The following is a 14,867-nucleotide window of genomic DNA, read 5'->3' on the forward strand; positions in this document are numbered from 1 at the left end:
AGGACTGCCCCGATGAAAGCGCGTATCTTCCAGAAGCCCAAGAATGCGATGCAGTCGGGGCGTGCCGGAACCGAGCGCTGGAGCCTGGAATTTGCGCCTGCCGAAGCGCGGAAGCCCGATCCGCTGATGGGCTGGGCCGGCAGCGGCGACACGCGGCGCCAGATCCGGCTGGGCTTTGCCACCCAGGAAGAAGCGGTGGCTTATGCGGACCGCAATGGCATTGACGCCGACGTGGTCGCACCACCGGTGCGGAAGTTGAAGATCCAGGCTTACGCGGACAATTTCCGGTAAGACCTGACGCCTCGTCATTGCGAGCGAAGCGAAGCAATCCAGAGCGGTTTACTCACACTCTGGATTGCCGCGTCGCTTCGCTCCTTGCAATGACGACGCGTTGTTGTTCCGCGTTCGGTTTATTCCGCGTCCGGCTGCAACAGCTTGTGCAGATGCACGACCACATATTTCATTTCGGCATCGTCGACGGTGCGCTGCGCCGCGGCGCGCCATGCTTTTTCGGCGGTCTTGTAATCGGGGAACAGACCTACGACGTCGAGGTTGTGGAGGTCGACAAAGTCGGTGCCCTGCGGATCGCTGACACGACCACCGAACACGAGATGCAATTTGCTCATGGCTGCTTTCCTTGCGGGCTGGCGCTGGGGAGGGGAGAAGGCGCGGCCCCTAACAGCGCGGCGCCGCTACGGCAAGCCGGTCAATCGTCCTTGCGGCCCTTCGGCAGCAGCGAGCCGAGCAGCGCGCCGATCGCCACCGCGCCCGCAACCAGCGCCATCGGCTGCTTCTCGGCCACCTCTTTCAGCTTGCTGTTCGCGCGTTTCGCCTGAACCTTGCCCTTTTCATACACTTCGCCCGCGGCCTCGCGAGCGACGCCTGCCTGTTCGCTGGCCTTGGCCGCCAGGTCGCCGGTGGCCGCACGGGCTCGACCATAGCCGACCTGGATCCGCGCCTTTGCGGCCTCGGCGGTCAGTCGGGCATTTTCGGCGGTTTTCTCGGCAAGTTCACTCGCTTTTGCCCGTGCGTCGCTGGCGGTTTCACTGAACGGCTTCATCGTCATTCTCCACTGGTTCGCTATAGTCGCCGTCATCGGCGTCGGTTTCGTCGGCCGGGCGCACGCGATCGGTGATCGCATTCGCCAGTTCCTGAATTTTCCGCGTCAGCCGCGGTGCATGTTCCTTGATCGGCTCGCGCAGCAACCACGCCATCCCCGCCACCGCGGCGAGCGCGATGGGCAGGCGATTGTTGCGAAACTCCTGCCGCGCCGCAATGGCAACGTCGTCGATCTTTTCGCCGATCCGGTATTTTCCGCGCGACACCAGCGCGCCGGGCTTGAAAGCCGCTTTGGCGACATCCAGCCGCCGGTGCAGTTCGGCGCGCTGCAGCATCGACCGCCGCGCGGCGGCGATCAGGCGGTTACGTGTCCGCGGCATCGTCGAATCCTTCGCCCGTCAGATCGCGCCGCAGCGCGGTACGGATATCGCCATAGTGAACCTGTGCCCGCCACGCCGCGATCCCCGCAAACACAAGCAGCGCGCTGACCACGACCACCGTTGCAAGCACCGGCCCGATAAGCGGAGCCAGGGCCAGGATCGCCCCGAAGGCCAAAGCCAGCAGCGCGATGCCCAGCGCGGTCGCCGCTACGCCGCCCCAGATCGCCGCGCGGCTGGCGCCGTGCAGCGCCAGTTCGCCGCGCGCTTCGAGCAGCGCCAGTTCGGCCCGCGCCGTCGCCGACAAATTGTCGACGACGTCGCCGACAATTTTGTCGAGCGGCACCGGTGGCGGTTCCACCGGGTGCCCGTCGGGAGCATAGCCGTGGCTTATCCCGTCGAAATGACGCTCTTCGGACGCAGACGGGGTGTTTGGATCAACAGCGGGCAAGGCCTTGTCAATCGTTCGAGCCGCCCTTGAGCATCCGGGCGAGCACGAAACCGATCACGGTCGCGGCGCCAACCGCAATTGCCGGGTTCTTCTTGACCATATCCTTGGTCGACGCGGCAAGCTCGTCGAGATCCTTCTTGTCCAGCGTCGAGGCAAGCCCGGCCACGGTCGATGCCGCCGAACGGGCATAATCGCCATATTGCTTACCGAACTTGGTATCAACAGTACCCGCGCTGTCTTCGAGCAGCTTGGCGAGGCTGCCGACCGCTTCGGCGGCCTTGTCCTTGCCTTTGGTCGCGGCGTCGCGCGCCGATGCCGACGCCTGCTTTTTCAGCGCTGCCGCTTCTTCCTTCAGCGAAGCCGCCTTTTTCGACGCTTCGGCCTTGATCGTGTCGCGCGTCACCGCGATCTGGTCGCGGATCGGATGATCTTTCGCGTCCTTCACGCTTGCGGGCTTGCGCGCAGGCGCAGCTTTGGTCGCCGCGGCTTTCGCGGGCGCCTTCGGTCGCGGAGCGGCGACTTTCTTGGTCGCAGGAGTAGCGGCTTTGGCCATGGCGTTGTCCTCTTCTTCTTATGTCGGGCGCCGCACCGGCGAGCATCCCGTTGGTCCTGTCTGAATATATAGCAAGAGCAGGCCATTGGTTCCATAGTCCCGCAAAATTCCTATGCGTTATTGCGCTTCCGCTGCACCGCCGATAACAGGCGGGCGCCTTTCCCTACCGCCCTGCCGCCAGGGCTTTCAGCAGGACATCACCCATGACCGCCATCATCGACATCCACGGCCGCGAAATCCTCGACAGCCGTGGCAACCCCACCGTCGAAGTCGATGTGCTGCTGGAGGACGGCAGCTTCGGCCGCGCCGCGGTCCCCTCGGGCGCCTCGACCGGCGCGCACGAAGCGGTCGAACTGCGCGATGGCGACAAGAGCCGCTATCTGGGCAAAGGCGTGATCAAGGCGGTCGCCGCGGTCAATGGCGACATCGCCGACGCGCTGATCGGCCTCGATGCCGAGGACCAGCGCGAACTCGACATGACGATGATCGACCTCGACGGCACGCCAAACAAAAGCCGCCTCGGCGCCAACGCGATCCTCGGCGTCAGCCTTGCCGCCGCGAAAGCCGCGGCAGACGCGCGCGGCCTGCCACTCTATCGCTATGTCGGCGGCGTGTCGGCGCGTACCTTGCCGGTGCCGATGATGAACATCATCAACGGCGGCGAGCATGCCGACAATCCGATCGACGTGCAGGAATTCATGATCATGCCCGTCGGTGCCGGCAGCATCGCCGAAGCGGTGCGCTGGGGCAGCGAGATTTTCCACACGCTGAAGAAGGGTCTGTCGGCCAAGGGCCTCGCGACCGCAGTCGGCGACGAGGGCGGGTTCGCCCCGAACCTTGCCTCGACCCGCGCCGCGCTCGATTTCATCGCCGCCTCGGTCGATCAGGCGGGCTTCAAGCTCGGCACCGACGTTGTGCTCGCGCTCGATTGCGCGGCGACCGAATTCTTCAAGAACGGCAAGTACGAGATCAGTGGCGAGGGGCTGTCCTTGAGCCCCGAGCAGATGGCCGAATATCTCGCCGCGCTCGTCAACGACTATCCGATCAAGTCGATCGAAGACGGAATGAGCGAAGATGATTTCACGGGCTGGAAGGCGCTGACCGACCTCGTCGGCGACAAGTGCCAGCTCGTCGGCGACGATCTGTTCGTCACCAACCCACTGCGCTTGGAGCAGGGGATCAAGGACGGCCTCGCCAACTCGCTGCTCGTCAAGGTCAACCAGATCGGGACGCTGTCCGAAACGCTCGACGCGGTCGATATGGCGCACCGCGCGCGCTACACGGCGGTGATGTCGCACCGTTCGGGCGAGACCGAGGATTCGACGATCGCCGATCTCGCGGTCGCCACAAACTGCGGCCAGATCAAGACCGGCAGCCTCGCCCGCTCGGACCGGCTCGCGAAATACAACCAGCTGATCCGCATCGAGGAAGAGCTGGGCGATATGGCGCGCTATCCGGGGATGGCGATTTTCGGCTGACATTCGGAGGAGCGCTCTCCGACGAGGTCGTCAGTTGATGACGACGATCTCGTCGGGATTGTTCATCAGCGTCTTGGAAAACTCGCAGGCGCCGACGGGGTTCGCCTCTTGCTGGAGGACTTCGCGCAGCAACTGCTTCTGTATCGCCTCGATCTTCGGCCAATCCAGCTCTTCCTGCGCCAGCCATTGTCCGTTGGGCCGATAGGCGGCCACACGCGCAGGGATATAGCCGGTTAAAGTGGCCGGCCTGTATCGGATGTCCCATATCGAAGTGGAGAGAGAGCCCCTAGCGAACGTCACATTATTCTGCCCCCAGTCGCGATAGCTGCGCTCGGACGAGATGAGATCGACGGCAATCACCGGCGGATAATAGCTTCTCTTGCCCGACCTATAAGGGGAGCCTCGGTCGGGGCCGTTATACTGGCCCATAATCCGAAGTTCACCGAAGTTTGCGATGGAGAGCGGCGCCGAGCCCAGAAACCGCTCGGGATCATGATGGATGAACTCGGCAGTGAAACGCATATCATTGCCGAGGTCGCGATCGAGCATTCCAGAGCTTTCGCTGACGCGGATATTGTCTCGTCCATCTTTGATGCTGACAAAGCACTTGTATTGATGAACAAAATTGCCCGCCTTGCTTCCAATGGGCGAGCAGTTTTCGGCGAGGCGGTTCGACGCAAGGCTGGTGGTGACAATATGGTCCGCCGCCTTCCTGACGGGTTCGATCGCGGATAGGTTCTGCTTCAGCCCGGCGATATCGAGCGGTGCAGTCAGAAAAGTCGTTCGAAGCGTGCCGTCCCGTTCGTAGATCGTAACCTCGGTTGCGAGTTGCTTCGACAGGCCGGCAATTTTGATCAGCTCGGGTATCGGAAAGGCGAAGTTTCGATCCTTCGCGTCACGACTGATTAGCCGGGCAACCTCCTTGCCGTCATCGGCAATCAATCGGAGCTGCGCGTAGCGGCCCTCGATGGGATCGGGAACATCCTTCGATCCAAAGTGGATAGTGTAAGTCCCCGCTGGATGCGCGCTGCGGCTCGGTTCGGGTCGGAACTCGATTCTCAGGAAGCCCGTGGCATTGCCGGGCGCGCCTCGACTGAACTGAAGTATTTGTTCTTCCTTGACCCGGTTTCCGTCTCCGCGCACGTCCACCGTGGCCGTGACGCCAACATGTAAGGTCCGGCCGTGCGAGACTTCGCACCGGTAAACTGTCGCTTCGGGGGCGGGGCCGGGAGGCGCGGCAATCGCGGGTGGCGGCACGAGGATGATTGATGCCGACGCTGCAATGGCTTTTAGCTTGCTAACTTCTGCCTCCGTCGCCATGCTCGCTATTGCCGAAGTAGCGCGCAGGCAACTAATAATTCCTCTTTTCTCATCTGGGCCGGCACGTCCCCTTCGTCCCGCCGCAATATCGCGGAAATCCTTAGCTGACGCCTTGACGCCGCGAATCAACTCTGATTCAAGGGCCGCAATGACGCAGCGCCATAAATTCCGCAAATCGATGAAACGGGCCGTCGGTCCCGCGGTCGCGGTGATCGCGGTGCTGGCGATGATCGGTTACATCATCTTCGGGCCGACCGGGCTTTATGCCTGGGGCGATTATAGCCAGTCGGTCGAGAAGAAGCGGGTCGTGCTGAGCGAGCTGGCCAAGAAGGAAGGCGAGCTCCAGAACCGCGTCAACCTGCTCGACCGGCGGCGCGTCGATCCCGACCTGGCCGAGGAATATGTGCGCGAGAAGCTGGGCGCCTATCACCCCGACGAGGTGATCATCCCGCTGGAGCCTGCGGCGAAATAATTCCCGATTGCGTCATTGCGAGCGCAGCGAAGCAATCCAGATTTGCGCACACCGCTCTGGATTGCTTCGCTGCGCTCGCAATGACGGTTTATGGCGCGGCCATGCTGCATTCGTAATCCCATTGCTTCTGCGTCGACCGAGACGTTGCCAACTCCGCTTTGCCTCTCCTATAGGGAGCCTTGCCGTAACGGCTAAATCAAAGGAAACCTCCCTTGGCCAAAGCACCCGCGCGCAAACCCGCCGCGCCGAAAAAGACCGCATCGACCCCGGCGCCCGCCTCCAACCGCGAAGGCCCGCGCGAACCCGTCCCCTATGACGCGACCCCGGCCGAGCTGGAAAAATTCTATCGCGAGATGCTGCTGATCCGCCGCTTCGAGGAAAAGGCGGGGCAGCTTTACGGGCTCGGTCTCATCGGCGGTTTCTGCCACCTCTATATCGGTCAGGAAGCCGTTGCGGTGGGCCTGCAATCGGCGCTCGACGGCGACAAGGACAGCGTCATCACCGGATATCGCGACCACGGCCACATGCTCGCTTACGGCATCGACCCAAAGGTCATCATGGCCGAGCTGACGGGGCGCCAGGCCGGCATCTCGAAGGGCAAGGGCGGTTCGATGCACATGTTCAGCGTCGAGCATAAGTTCTATGGCGGCCACGGCATCGTCGGCGCGCAGGTGTCACTCGGCACCGGGCTTGCCTTCGCGCACAAATACCGCGGCGACGGCGGCGTGGCGATGGCCTATTTCGGCGACGGCGCCGCGAACCAGGGGCAGGTGTACGAAAGCTTCAACATGGCCGAGCTGTGGAAGCTGCCGATCATCTTCGTGATCGAAAACAACCAGTACGCCATGGGCACATCGGTCAACCGCGCCTCGGCCGAGGACCAGCTGTATCGCCGCGGCGAAAGCTTCCGCATTCCGGGCATGCAGGTCGACGGCATGGACGTGCTCGCGGTGCGCGGCGCCGCCGAGGCGGCGCTCGAATGGGTGCGCGCGGGCAAGGGGCCGGTGCTGATGGAGCTCAAAACCTATCGCTACCGCGGCCACTCGATGTCCGACCCCGCCAAATATCGCAGCCGCGAGGAAGTGCAGGCGGTGCGCGACAAGTCGGACGCGATCGAGCATCTCAAGAAGCTGATGCAGGATGCCGGAATCGGCGAGGACAAGATCAAGGATATCGACAAGGAAATCCGTGCGATCGTCGCGGAATCGGCCGATTTTGCCGAAAACGCCCCCGAACCCGAATTGCCTGAACTTTATACCGACGTGCTGGTGGAGCAATATTGAGATGGCCATCGAATTGAAGATGCCGGCGCTGTCGCCGACGATGGAAGAAGGCACGCTCGCCAAGTGGCTCGTCAAGGAAGGCGACACGGTGAAGTCGGGCGACATCCTGGCCGAGATCGAAACCGACAAGGCGACGATGGAATTCGAAGCGATCGACGAGGGCACGATCGGCCAGATTCTCGTCGCCGAAGGCACCGACAATGTGAAGGTCGGCACCGTGATCGCGACGATCACGGGCGAGGGGGAGGAGGCAGCGGCGCCTGCACCTGCGTCCGCTCCGGCCGAAGAGCCCAAGGCCGAAGCACCGGCCCCGGCGCCCGCACCCGCTGCCGAGAAGCCAGTCGCGACCGAGCGCGCTTCCGACCCCGCGATTCCCGAAGGCACGGCAATGGTCAAGCTGACCGTCCGCGAAGCCTTGCGCGACGCAATGGCCGAGGAAATGCGCGCCGACGACCGCGTGTTCGTGATGGGCGAGGAAGTCGCGGAATATCAGGGCGCGTACAAGGTCACCCAAGGGCTGCTCCAGGAATTCGGCCCGCAACGCGTCGTCGATACCCCGATCACCGAATATGGCTTTGCCGGACTTGGGGCGGGCGCCGCGATGGGCGGTCTCCGTCCGGTGATCGAGTTCATGACGTTCAACTTCGCGATGCAGGCGATCGACCACATCATCAACTCGGCGGCCAAGACCAATTATATGTCGGGCGGCCAGATGCGCTGCCCGATTGTGTTTCGCGGCCCCAACGGCGCTGCCAGCCGCGTCGCCGCGCAGCACAGCCAGAATTTTGCGCCCTGGTATGCGAGCGTCCCGGGCTTGATCGTGATCTCGCCCTATGACGCCGCCGACGCCAAGGGATTGCTCAAGGCCGCGATCCGCAGCGAGGATCCGGTCGTGTTCCTCGAGAACGAGCTGCTCTATGGCCGTAGCTTCGAGGTTCCCGACCTGCAGGACCATGTCTTGCCGATCGGCAAGGCGCGGATCATGCGCGAAGGGAGCGACGTGACCGTTGTCAGCTATTCGATCGGCGTCGGGCTCGCGCTTGAAGCTGCCGACCAGCTGGCGGGCGAGGGGATCGACGCCGAAGTTATCGATCTGCGCACCCTGCGTCCGCTCGATACGGCGACGGTGCTCGCCAGCCTGAAAAAGACCAATCATCTGGTGGTCGTCGAGGAAGGTTGGCCGGTCTGCTCGATCGCCAGCGAACTCGCGATGGTCGCGATGGAGCAGGGCTTCGACGATCTCGACGCGCCGGTGATGCGCGTGTGTAACGAGGATGTGCCGCTGCCCTATGCCGCCAATCTGGAGAAGGCGGCGCTGATCGATGTGCCGCGGGTTGTCGCGGCGGTGAAGGCGGTGCGTAATCGCGGCTGACCTCACTCGTCATTGCGAGGAGCGAAGCGACGAAGCAATCCAGAGTAGCGTAAACCCGCTCTGGACTGCTCCGCTTCGCTCGTGATGACGAGGCTCTGGTGAAAGCGCCCCGACGATGGATGACGCTGCTCGAGAAATTTCAATTTACCCCGACATCCGCGACCCGCGCGTCATGGTCGCTGTCCCGCGCCCGCAGCGCGCCGCGATAGCGGCGCTGTGGGCGCTTGCCGAACGCTTGACCAAATTGCTCTACGATGCGCGCGAACCGCTGATCGGCCAGATCAAGCTCGCCTGGTGGCGCGACATGGCCGCGATGCTGACGCGCGATCCCGATGGGTTGCCCAAAGGCGAACCCTTGCTCGCCGAGCTGACCGCGACATGGGCCGGGCAGCGCGGGCTCGATTCGCTCGTCGATGCCGCCGAAGCGGTGCTGCTCGCCGATGACGCGGCGGCACAGCAAATCGCCGCGGCCGCGTTCGGCGATGCGCTGTTCGCGCTGTCGGGCGGGCAGGGCAAGAGCGGCGCGCGGTGGGGGCTGGTGTGGGGCGCCGGGCTTCAGCAGGGCGCCGCCGACGCGCGCGACTATTTTGCCGCGGCGCGTCGTCTGCCGCCACCCGCGCGTCGATCGTTTAATCGAAACAAGGCCCTGCTGATGCTCGACCGCTGGGCCGCAGCCATCGCGCAAAACGACGGCGAACGGCGCTGGCGCAGCGAGGGATTGCTGCTGCTGCGGATCGGCCTGATCGGCCGCTGACGACAAAAAATGTCGCGGGGGTAGAAAATCGGTGCCCGAACATCTATCTTGTGCGGTACAAAATAGGGTCGCAGGGGACATTTGATGTTCAACGGGCTGATCGCCTATCTCGATTCGATCAAGGCGCGCGACCCTGCGCCGCGATCGCGTTGGGAAATTCTTCTCTACCCGGGCCTTGTTGCGGTGGGCATGCACCGCATCGCGCATTGGCTGTTCGAGGCGCGGTTGTTTTTCCTCGCGCGCTTCGTCAATCATCTGTCGCGCTGGCTGACCGCGATCGACATTCATCCGGGCGCGAAGATCGGCCGCCACCTGTTCATCGACCACGGTTTTACCGTGATCGGCGAAACCGCCGAGATCGGCGACAATGTCACCATCTATCAATGCGTCACCTTGGGCGGGACCGATCCTGCCAATGGCATCGCGGGCAAGCGCCACCCGACGCTGGCCGACGATGTCATCGTCGGATCGGGCGCGCAGATCCTCGGCCCGATCACGGTCAACCCGCGCGCGCGCATCGGCGCCAATGCGGTGGTGACAAAGGACGTCCCGGAGGGCGCGGTGATGGTCGGCATCCCGGCGCGCTCGACCCTGGTCGACGCCGCCGAATATGCCCGCGAATTTGTGCCCTATGGGACGTGCAACGAGACGTTCGATCCCGCGACGCAAAAGGTCGAACTGCTCCAGTGCCAGCTCGAACAGATGCAGAAACAGCTCGCGGCGCTGATCGCCGAGCGCGATGCCGCGGGTGAAGATGAAGCGGGCGAAGACGAAGCGCCGCGGCGCAAGGGGAGCCGGAAAAGCGCCTGATGGGTACGGTAACGCCCTTGCCGTTCGCGAACAGGGCCATTTCGCAGCAGACCGGTTTTGAACGCCCCGAGTTGATGCGCATCCTGGACCTCTACGGCCGTATGGTCGCGGCGGGGCATTGGCGCGATTATGCGATGGATTTCCACCGCGATGCCGCGATCTTCTCGGCCTTTCGCCGCGCTGCCGAGCGCCCCGAATATCGCATCGAAAAACGCCCCGCCTTGCGGAGCCGCCAGGGCATGTGGGCCTTGGTCTCCGAAGCCGGGGCGATCTTGAAGCGCGGGGACGAGCTCGCGAACGTGCTCGCCCCCGTCGAACGCAAGCTTATGAAGCTGGTTGGGGACTGACGACCCGCGTCGTCGCGGGCAGCTGGTTCGCCAGATTGTCGGGCAGCATCCCCACCACGACCGCCCGCGCATTCTGCCAGAAAGCCGAGAGCAGCAGCAACGCCGACCCGATCACGAAGGCCGTGAGCGCGACATTGAGCTCGACCGCACCGAATTCGCGGAACAGCTGGGTCAGCGCGAACAGCACATAGGCGAGGGCGGACACCAGCAGCGCGCGGCGGTCGATCGCCAGTGCGATCAGCCCGAACAGCACATAGATGCCGACGACCATCACCGCGGCCCCGCTACCGATGTCGCTGCCGTCCGTGACGCCGAGCAGGTGGAAGATCGGATGCGCGATCATCGGTGCGGCGAGCAGGTGGAGCCAGAAGGCGACGTCGCTGCGCCGCGTCTGGCGCACCCGGTCGCTGCGGTCCCACCACATGGCGAGCGCGAAGACACCGATGCCAGCAGTCAGCACCAGCGACATGACCAGCGCTTCGGGGCGCTGCGGCATGCCGGTGATCGACAGCACCAGCGCGACCGCGGTCGCGGCCAGTGCGGCGGTGCCGGCGGCAACGGTGATCGGGACCATGAACCGCTTCCAATGCGCCCAGGTCGCGGCGGCCGTCACCAGCGCCATGACGCCGACGATGATCGCACCGACGGTCTCGCCCGGATCGCGCCCAAAGATCGCCTCGCCATGTTCGACCATAAAGCCGACCATCGTCGCGAACACGCCGCCGGAGAATGCGAGCACCAGCACGATGCTGGGCAATGCCATACGGCGTTTGCGAGTGAAATATTCGGCGAGGAACCACGCCGACAAAGCGACGAATGCGCCGCCGAGCGCGGTGTGGATGGATGCGCCGATCCAGCCGACTGCCATCAGCAGAATCACCGCCGCAATGCTGACGAAAATATCGTTGAAACCGGTGATCAGGCGGAACGATTCTTCATCCGCCGCGGGGGCCGAACGGACCGACGCGATATGCGACCGGAATGCCGTCGCGGCCTCCGGCGTCAGAACCTTCGCGTCGACCGCGGCTTGCAGGTCGCTTTCACTATACATCGGGGTCGTCCTTGTTAGACCGATCCCCTTGCCCCGAAGCGCTTTTTAGCAGAAGTGTATTGGTGATGCAATACGATAAGTCAGGCGAAAATTTGGGCGGAGGTCAGGCGATGCTTCTGTGCGTCCGTAATCCGCTTCACAAGCAGATAGGCGAGTGGATAAAGGAAGAAACCTGCGGCTGTGGCGAGGGCATCGACTTCCAAACTCGCGCGAATATCTTCGGGGGTTTCGGCGCGAAGGCTGAGCCGGAAAGAAATATTGCCCGCGATGCTCACGACCAGCCATGCCGCCCACCACGCCCTCAACAGCCAGTTGCCTTCATCGATAACATTGACGCCGCGGCCGTTGCTGGCGTTGTAGATTTGCCGCATCGCACCATAGGGTTTGAACAAGTTTGCGATCGGGATGAACAGCCATCCCACAGCCCACCCAGGGGTATAATCGAACCCCTCCGTTTGGGCCGCAACGATGTTCGCTGCTGCGCGGTATATCCACATGCCAAATAAGATGTAGGTGGCTAGCAGCAGCAAAAGATAGCCTATGCCAGTCAGCGCGTAGAGCATCTCCGCCTGCGAGAACTGCTCGCTCTCAAGGCTTATCACCCCATTGAGTTCGGCGATCTGTCCGGCCAGCGTCGCGACGCTGATTAGCGCCCCGCCGATCAGCAGCGCCTGCAAGATCTTTCCCCGCCGTTGCAGAAGCTCGATACCGCTGCTCATATCCATTTCCGCCATATCATCCCCCCGCATAGAGACGCCGCCCCGGCGCTCCTATGCAGCAAGATGTATGAGTTTCACCCCAGCGCCATCAATGCCTTCATCACATTCATCGACTGTTCGCTGCCCGATTGCGGGACGGTCTCACCATTGCGGTCGATGATCTTCTCCCACGCCGCGGCGACACCCTCGGGGGTGCGCTCGCCTTCGGGCAGCGCGACGCCGGGGGTCATGGTGACATAAGCGGCATGGAACGCGCCCGCACCCGCGCCGACGATCATGTTGGTCGGCGCATCCTCGCTGACCAGATACAGCGCGGCGGGGACGACATTCTCCGGCGTGAACTTCTCGAACAATTCGGCCGGGAAGATGTCTTCGGTCATCCGCGTCCCCGCGACCGGCGCGATCGTGTTGCAGCGGATGTTGTACTTGGCGCCTTCCAGGTGCAGCGTCTTGGTCAGCCCCGCCAAGCCGAGCTTGGCCGCGCCATAATTGGCCTGCCCGAAATTGCCGTAGAGTCCGGTCGACGACGCGGTCATCAGGATGCGGCCATAGGCCTGCTCGCGCATCAGGTCCCAGCATGCCTTGGTGACGTTGGCGCTGCCCGACACATGCACCTTCAGCACCAGGTCGAAATCGGCGGGTTCCATCTTGGCAAAGCTCTTGTCGCGCAGGATCCCGGCGTTGTTGATCAGGACGTGGACGCCGCCCCATTCTTCCTTTGCCTTGGCGACCATTTCGACCATCTGCCCATATTCGGTGACGCTGCCGCCGTTCGGCATCGCGGTGCCGCCGGCGGCGCGAATTTCCTCGACCACCTGCAACGCGGCGTCCGAATGGCCGGTGCCGTCGCGCGATCCGCCCAGATCGTTGACCACGACTTTCGCCCCGCGCCGCGCGAGTTCGAGTGCATAGGCACGGCCCAGGCCGCCGCCGGCGCCGGTCACAATAGCAACGCGCCCGTCAAATTTGATCGTCATGTTGGTCTCCCGAAGAGAGGGCGGCCCCGCAAAAGGTTGCCCGAAAAAACTGACACGTCCTTAGCCTTTCGCGTGCCTCTGACAAGGGGCGAGCGAAAAGCTGCGGGTGAAACAAAAATGTCATGATAGTGACGCGTATCTGTCATTTATGCGTCATAACAGCGCCACCAGATTGTCACCCTGTCCAACGGAGCAATTCCTTCATGCGCCACGCCCTGACCGCTGCTTTGCTGGCGACGTCGATGTTTAGTCTGCCCGCCGCCGCGCATGCGCAGGCGATGACGGCTGAAGAAGCGGCGCAGCTCCGGGCCGAACTGGCGGCGCTGAAGGCGCAGGTCCAGATGCTCGAAACGCGGCTTGACGCGGCGACCACGCCGCCAACACCCGCTCCGGTGTCAACGCCCTCGGTAGCCGCGAAGCCCGCCACCGAAATCGGCTGGAAGGGCGCCCCGGAGATCAAGGCCGCCGATGGCTGGAGCTTCAAACCGCGCGGACGTGTGCAGGTCGATCTGGCCGGGATCGACACACCCGCCGGGGTGACCGGTGTCCGCGGCGGAACCGCCATCGAATTTCGCCGTGTCTATCTGGGCGTCGACGGCAAGATTCCGGGCGGCTTTGCCTATCGCGTCGAGGCTGATCTGGCCAATGGCGAGGTCGAACTGACCGACGTTTATCTAAGCTATGGCAGGGGTCCGGTCACTGTCACCGCCGGGCAAATCAAACCCTTTTGGGGGCTCGATGACATGACGAGCGACCTGTTCACCAGCTTCATGGAACGCGCCGCGTTCGTCCAGGCGTTCGGGTTCGAGCGTCGTGTCGGCCTGTCGGCGCAGTACAAGGGCAAGGCGCTGTTGCTGCAGGGCGGGGTGTTCGGCGACAATGCCGCCGACCTGACCGACAGCAACCACAGCCTCAGCATCGACGGTCGCGCGGTGTTCATGCCGAAACTCGGCGATACGCAGTTGCATCTGGGGGGATCGGTTCATTGGCGTGATCCCCATGACCCAGCGGCGCTGGGTCGCTACCGGGCACGACCATTCATCCACACGACCGACGTCCGGCTGGTCGATACCGGCCTGCTCGATGTCGCGAGCGAGCTTGGAACAGGCGCCGAGGGCGCCGTCCTTGCCGGTCCTTTTCACGCTGCCGGCGAAGCCTATTGGCATCGCGTGCGGCGGATCGGGGGGACGACGCCGACATTCTTCGGCGGCTATGCCGAACTGGGCATGGTGCTGACGTTGGGCGATGCCCGCGGCTACAAGGATGGTGCCTTTGACCGGCTGAAGCCGTCGCGGCCGATTACCGCCGGAGGGCCGGGAGCGTTCGAAATCAACGCACGTTATGACCACCTCGACCTCAACAGCGCCGGTATTCGCGGCGGGCGGCAACAGGCTGCGCTGATCGGGCTGGTCTGGGCGCCGATCGAATATATCCGCATCACCGCGAACTACGGCAAGCTGTGGATCGACGACGCCCGCATCGCGACGACGACGGGGGAGCGGGATTATACCGCGGATACATTTGGGCTGCGGACACAGATCGATTTCTGATCAAGGCGACGGCTTTGGGGTGGGGAGCTGGAGTTGCCGATCCTCCCCATCGACTTGCGATGGGGAGGTGGCAGCCCGCAGGGCTGACGGAGGGGTCGAGCGCGCAGCGTTCGCTCACGCTCGCGGCCCCTCCACCACCGCTTCGCGGCGGTCCCCCTCCCCATCGCAAGTCGATGGGGAGGATATTATGTCCACAATTGGTCGTCATCTGCCATTCGCCGCTTCCGCCTTCGCCGCACCGGAACCGGTACAGAAATATGCTTCCTTCGCAGCAGGATGGGCTTAAGGGCGTAA

Annotated in this window: 18 protein-coding genes; 9 read left to right on the forward strand and 9 right to left on the reverse strand. The window is 63.5% G+C overall.

What is annotated here, in order from left to right:
* The first annotated feature begins 12 nt into the window (after nt 1-12).
* Nucleotides 13-291 (forward strand): ETC complex I subunit, encoded by a 279-nt coding sequence (locus IR187_RS00730; protein WP_194952792.1) that lies wholly within the window; start codon nt 13-15, stop codon nt 289-291.
* Nucleotides 292-410: 119 nt separating this feature from the next.
* On the opposite strand, the gene IR187_RS00735 is transcribed toward IR187_RS00730, so the two are convergent.
* From IR187_RS00735 to IR187_RS00755, 5 genes are all read right to left on the reverse strand, one after another.
* Nucleotides 411-626 carry a DUF4170 domain-containing protein gene (locus IR187_RS00735; RefSeq protein WP_194952793.1) on the reverse strand — a complete coding sequence of 72 codons (216 nt, stop codon included), beginning with the start codon at nt 624-626 and terminating at the stop codon, nt 411-413.
* 80 nt (nt 627-706) lie between these two features.
* Nucleotides 707-1,060 carry a hypothetical protein gene (locus tag IR187_RS00740; RefSeq protein WP_194952794.1) on the reverse strand — a complete coding sequence of 118 codons (354 nt, stop codon included), beginning with the start codon at nt 1,058-1,060 and terminating at the stop codon, nt 707-709.
* A complete protein-coding gene (locus IR187_RS00745; RefSeq protein WP_194952795.1) occupies nt 1,044-1,439 on the reverse strand; it encodes a hypothetical protein in 396 nt (131 codons plus the stop codon). Before IR187_RS00745 ends, IR187_RS00740 begins: the two co-directional genes overlap by 17 nt.
* On the reverse strand, nt 1,423-1,887 hold the full coding sequence (locus tag IR187_RS00750; RefSeq protein ID WP_194952796.1) for a phage holin family protein: 465 nt from the start codon (nt 1,885-1,887) through the stop codon (nt 1,423-1,425). The genes IR187_RS00745 and IR187_RS00750 overlap by 17 nt, the downstream gene beginning before the upstream one ends.
* A gap of 7 nt (nt 1,888-1,894) precedes the next feature.
* On the reverse strand, nt 1,895-2,440 hold the full coding sequence (locus IR187_RS00755; RefSeq protein WP_194952797.1) for a hypothetical protein: 546 nt from the start codon (nt 2,438-2,440) through the stop codon (nt 1,895-1,897).
* Between the two features lie 203 nt (nt 2,441-2,643).
* On the opposite strand from IR187_RS00755, the gene eno reads away from it, so the two are divergent.
* Entirely contained in the window at nt 2,644-3,918 is a 1,275-nt protein-coding gene (eno, locus tag IR187_RS00760) for a phosphopyruvate hydratase (RefSeq protein ID WP_194952798.1), read from the forward strand.
* Nucleotides 3,919-3,948: 30 nt separating this feature from the next.
* On the opposite strand, the gene IR187_RS00765 is transcribed toward eno, so the two are convergent.
* Nucleotides 3,949-5,367: a hypothetical protein gene (locus tag IR187_RS00765; RefSeq protein ID WP_194952799.1), complete on the reverse strand. Its 1,419-nt coding sequence runs from the start codon at nt 5,365-5,367 to the stop codon at nt 3,949-3,951.
* A gap of 19 nt (nt 5,368-5,386) precedes the next feature.
* Between IR187_RS00765 and IR187_RS00770 the strand changes: the two genes are divergently transcribed.
* The 6 genes from IR187_RS00770 (at nt 5,387) to IR187_RS00795 (ending at nt 10,276) form a co-directional block, all read left to right on the forward strand.
* A complete protein-coding gene (locus IR187_RS00770) occupies nt 5,387-5,710 on the forward strand; it encodes an FtsB family cell division protein (protein WP_194952800.1) in 324 nt (107 codons plus the stop codon).
* Nucleotides 5,711-5,922: 212 nt separating this feature from the next.
* Complete coding sequence (gene pdhA / locus IR187_RS00775; protein WP_194952801.1) at nt 5,923-6,993, forward strand: pyruvate dehydrogenase (acetyl-transferring) E1 component subunit alpha; 1,071 nt, start codon at nt 5,923-5,925, stop codon at nt 6,991-6,993.
* 1 nt (nt 6,994) lies between these two features.
* Nucleotides 6,995-8,365, forward strand: coding sequence for a pyruvate dehydrogenase complex E1 component subunit beta (locus tag IR187_RS00780; RefSeq protein WP_194952802.1), 1,371 nt, complete (start codon nt 6,995-6,997; stop codon nt 8,363-8,365).
* 172 nt (nt 8,366-8,537) lie between these two features.
* Nucleotides 8,538-9,119: a hypothetical protein gene (locus IR187_RS00785; RefSeq protein WP_228765428.1), complete on the forward strand. Its 582-nt coding sequence runs from the start codon at nt 8,538-8,540 to the stop codon at nt 9,117-9,119.
* A gap of 84 nt (nt 9,120-9,203) precedes the next feature.
* Nucleotides 9,204-9,929: a serine O-acetyltransferase EpsC gene (gene epsC, locus IR187_RS00790; RefSeq protein WP_194952804.1), complete on the forward strand. Its 726-nt coding sequence runs from the start codon at nt 9,204-9,206 to the stop codon at nt 9,927-9,929.
* Entirely contained in the window at nt 9,929-10,276 is a 348-nt protein-coding gene (locus tag IR187_RS00795) for a DUF2794 domain-containing protein (protein ID WP_088441631.1), read from the forward strand. Before epsC ends, IR187_RS00795 begins: the two co-directional genes overlap by 1 nt.
* Here IR187_RS00795 and IR187_RS00800 read toward each other — a convergent pair.
* From IR187_RS00800 to IR187_RS00810, 3 genes are all read right to left on the reverse strand, one after another.
* Nucleotides 10,254-11,327: a hypothetical protein gene (locus tag IR187_RS00800; protein WP_194952805.1), complete on the reverse strand. Its 1,074-nt coding sequence runs from the start codon at nt 11,325-11,327 to the stop codon at nt 10,254-10,256. The two genes, IR187_RS00795 and IR187_RS00800, sit on opposite strands and share 23 nt — an antisense overlap.
* Nucleotides 11,328-11,407: 80 nt before the next feature.
* Nucleotides 11,408-12,061: a DUF4328 domain-containing protein gene (locus tag IR187_RS00805; protein WP_194952806.1), complete on the reverse strand. Its 654-nt coding sequence runs from the start codon at nt 12,059-12,061 to the stop codon at nt 11,408-11,410.
* A 59-nt stretch (nt 12,062-12,120) separates the two neighbouring features.
* Entirely contained in the window at nt 12,121-13,023 is a 903-nt protein-coding gene (locus tag IR187_RS00810) for an SDR family oxidoreductase (protein WP_194952807.1), read from the reverse strand.
* 203 nt (nt 13,024-13,226) lie between these two features.
* Here IR187_RS00810 and IR187_RS00815 point away from each other — a divergent pair, with 203 nt between their 5' ends.
* Nucleotides 13,227-14,573 carry an OprO/OprP family phosphate-selective porin gene (locus IR187_RS00815; protein WP_194952808.1) on the forward strand — a complete coding sequence of 449 codons (1,347 nt, stop codon included), beginning with the start codon at nt 13,227-13,229 and terminating at the stop codon, nt 14,571-14,573.
* Nucleotides 14,574-14,867: the final 294 nt, after the last annotated feature.

It is taken from the genome of Sphingopyxis solisilvae (assembly GCF_015475875.1).
Lineage (GTDB): Bacteria > Pseudomonadota > Alphaproteobacteria > Sphingomonadales > Sphingomonadaceae > Sphingopyxis > Sphingopyxis solisilvae.

What these genes read in the sequence shown, in the direction of transcription:
- IR187_RS00730 (WP_194952792.1), top strand. Translation starts at nt 13, where the DNA reads ATGAAAGCGCGTATCTTCCAGAAGCCCAAGAATGCGATGCAGTCGGGG.
- IR187_RS00735 (WP_194952793.1), bottom strand. Translation starts at nt 626, where the DNA reads ATGAGCAAATTGCATCTCGTGTTCGGTGGTCGTGTCAGCGATCCGCAG.
- IR187_RS00740 (WP_194952794.1), bottom strand. Translation starts at nt 1,060, where the DNA reads ATGAAGCCGTTCAGTGAAACCGCCAGCGACGCACGGGCAAAAGCGAGT.
- IR187_RS00745 (WP_194952795.1), bottom strand. Translation starts at nt 1,439, where the DNA reads ATGCCGCGGACACGTAACCGCCTGATCGCCGCCGCGCGGCGGTCGATG.
- IR187_RS00755 (WP_194952797.1), bottom strand. Translation starts at nt 2,440, where the DNA reads ATGGCCAAAGCCGCTACTCCTGCGACCAAGAAAGTCGCCGCTCCGCGA.
- eno (WP_194952798.1), top strand. Translation starts at nt 2,644, where the DNA reads ATGACCGCCATCATCGACATCCACGGCCGCGAAATCCTCGACAGCCGT.
- IR187_RS00770 (WP_194952800.1), top strand. Translation starts at nt 5,387, where the DNA reads ATGACGCAGCGCCATAAATTCCGCAAATCGATGAAACGGGCCGTCGGT.
- IR187_RS00780 (WP_194952802.1), top strand. Translation starts at nt 6,995, where the DNA reads ATGGCCATCGAATTGAAGATGCCGGCGCTGTCGCCGACGATGGAAGAA.
- IR187_RS00785 (WP_228765428.1), top strand. Translation starts at nt 8,538, where the DNA reads ATGGTCGCTGTCCCGCGCCCGCAGCGCGCCGCGATAGCGGCGCTGTGG.
- epsC (WP_194952804.1), top strand. Translation starts at nt 9,204, where the DNA reads ATGTTCAACGGGCTGATCGCCTATCTCGATTCGATCAAGGCGCGCGAC.
- IR187_RS00795 (WP_088441631.1), top strand. Translation starts at nt 9,929, where the DNA reads ATGGGTACGGTAACGCCCTTGCCGTTCGCGAACAGGGCCATTTCGCAG.
- IR187_RS00800 (WP_194952805.1), bottom strand. Translation starts at nt 11,327, where the DNA reads ATGTATAGTGAAAGCGACCTGCAAGCCGCGGTCGACGCGAAGGTTCTG.
- IR187_RS00805 (WP_194952806.1), bottom strand. Translation starts at nt 12,061, where the DNA reads ATGGCGGAAATGGATATGAGCAGCGGTATCGAGCTTCTGCAACGGCGG.
- IR187_RS00810 (WP_194952807.1), bottom strand. Translation starts at nt 13,023, where the DNA reads ATGACGATCAAATTTGACGGGCGCGTTGCTATTGTGACCGGCGCCGGC.
- IR187_RS00815 (WP_194952808.1), top strand. Translation starts at nt 13,227, where the DNA reads ATGCGCCACGCCCTGACCGCTGCTTTGCTGGCGACGTCGATGTTTAGT.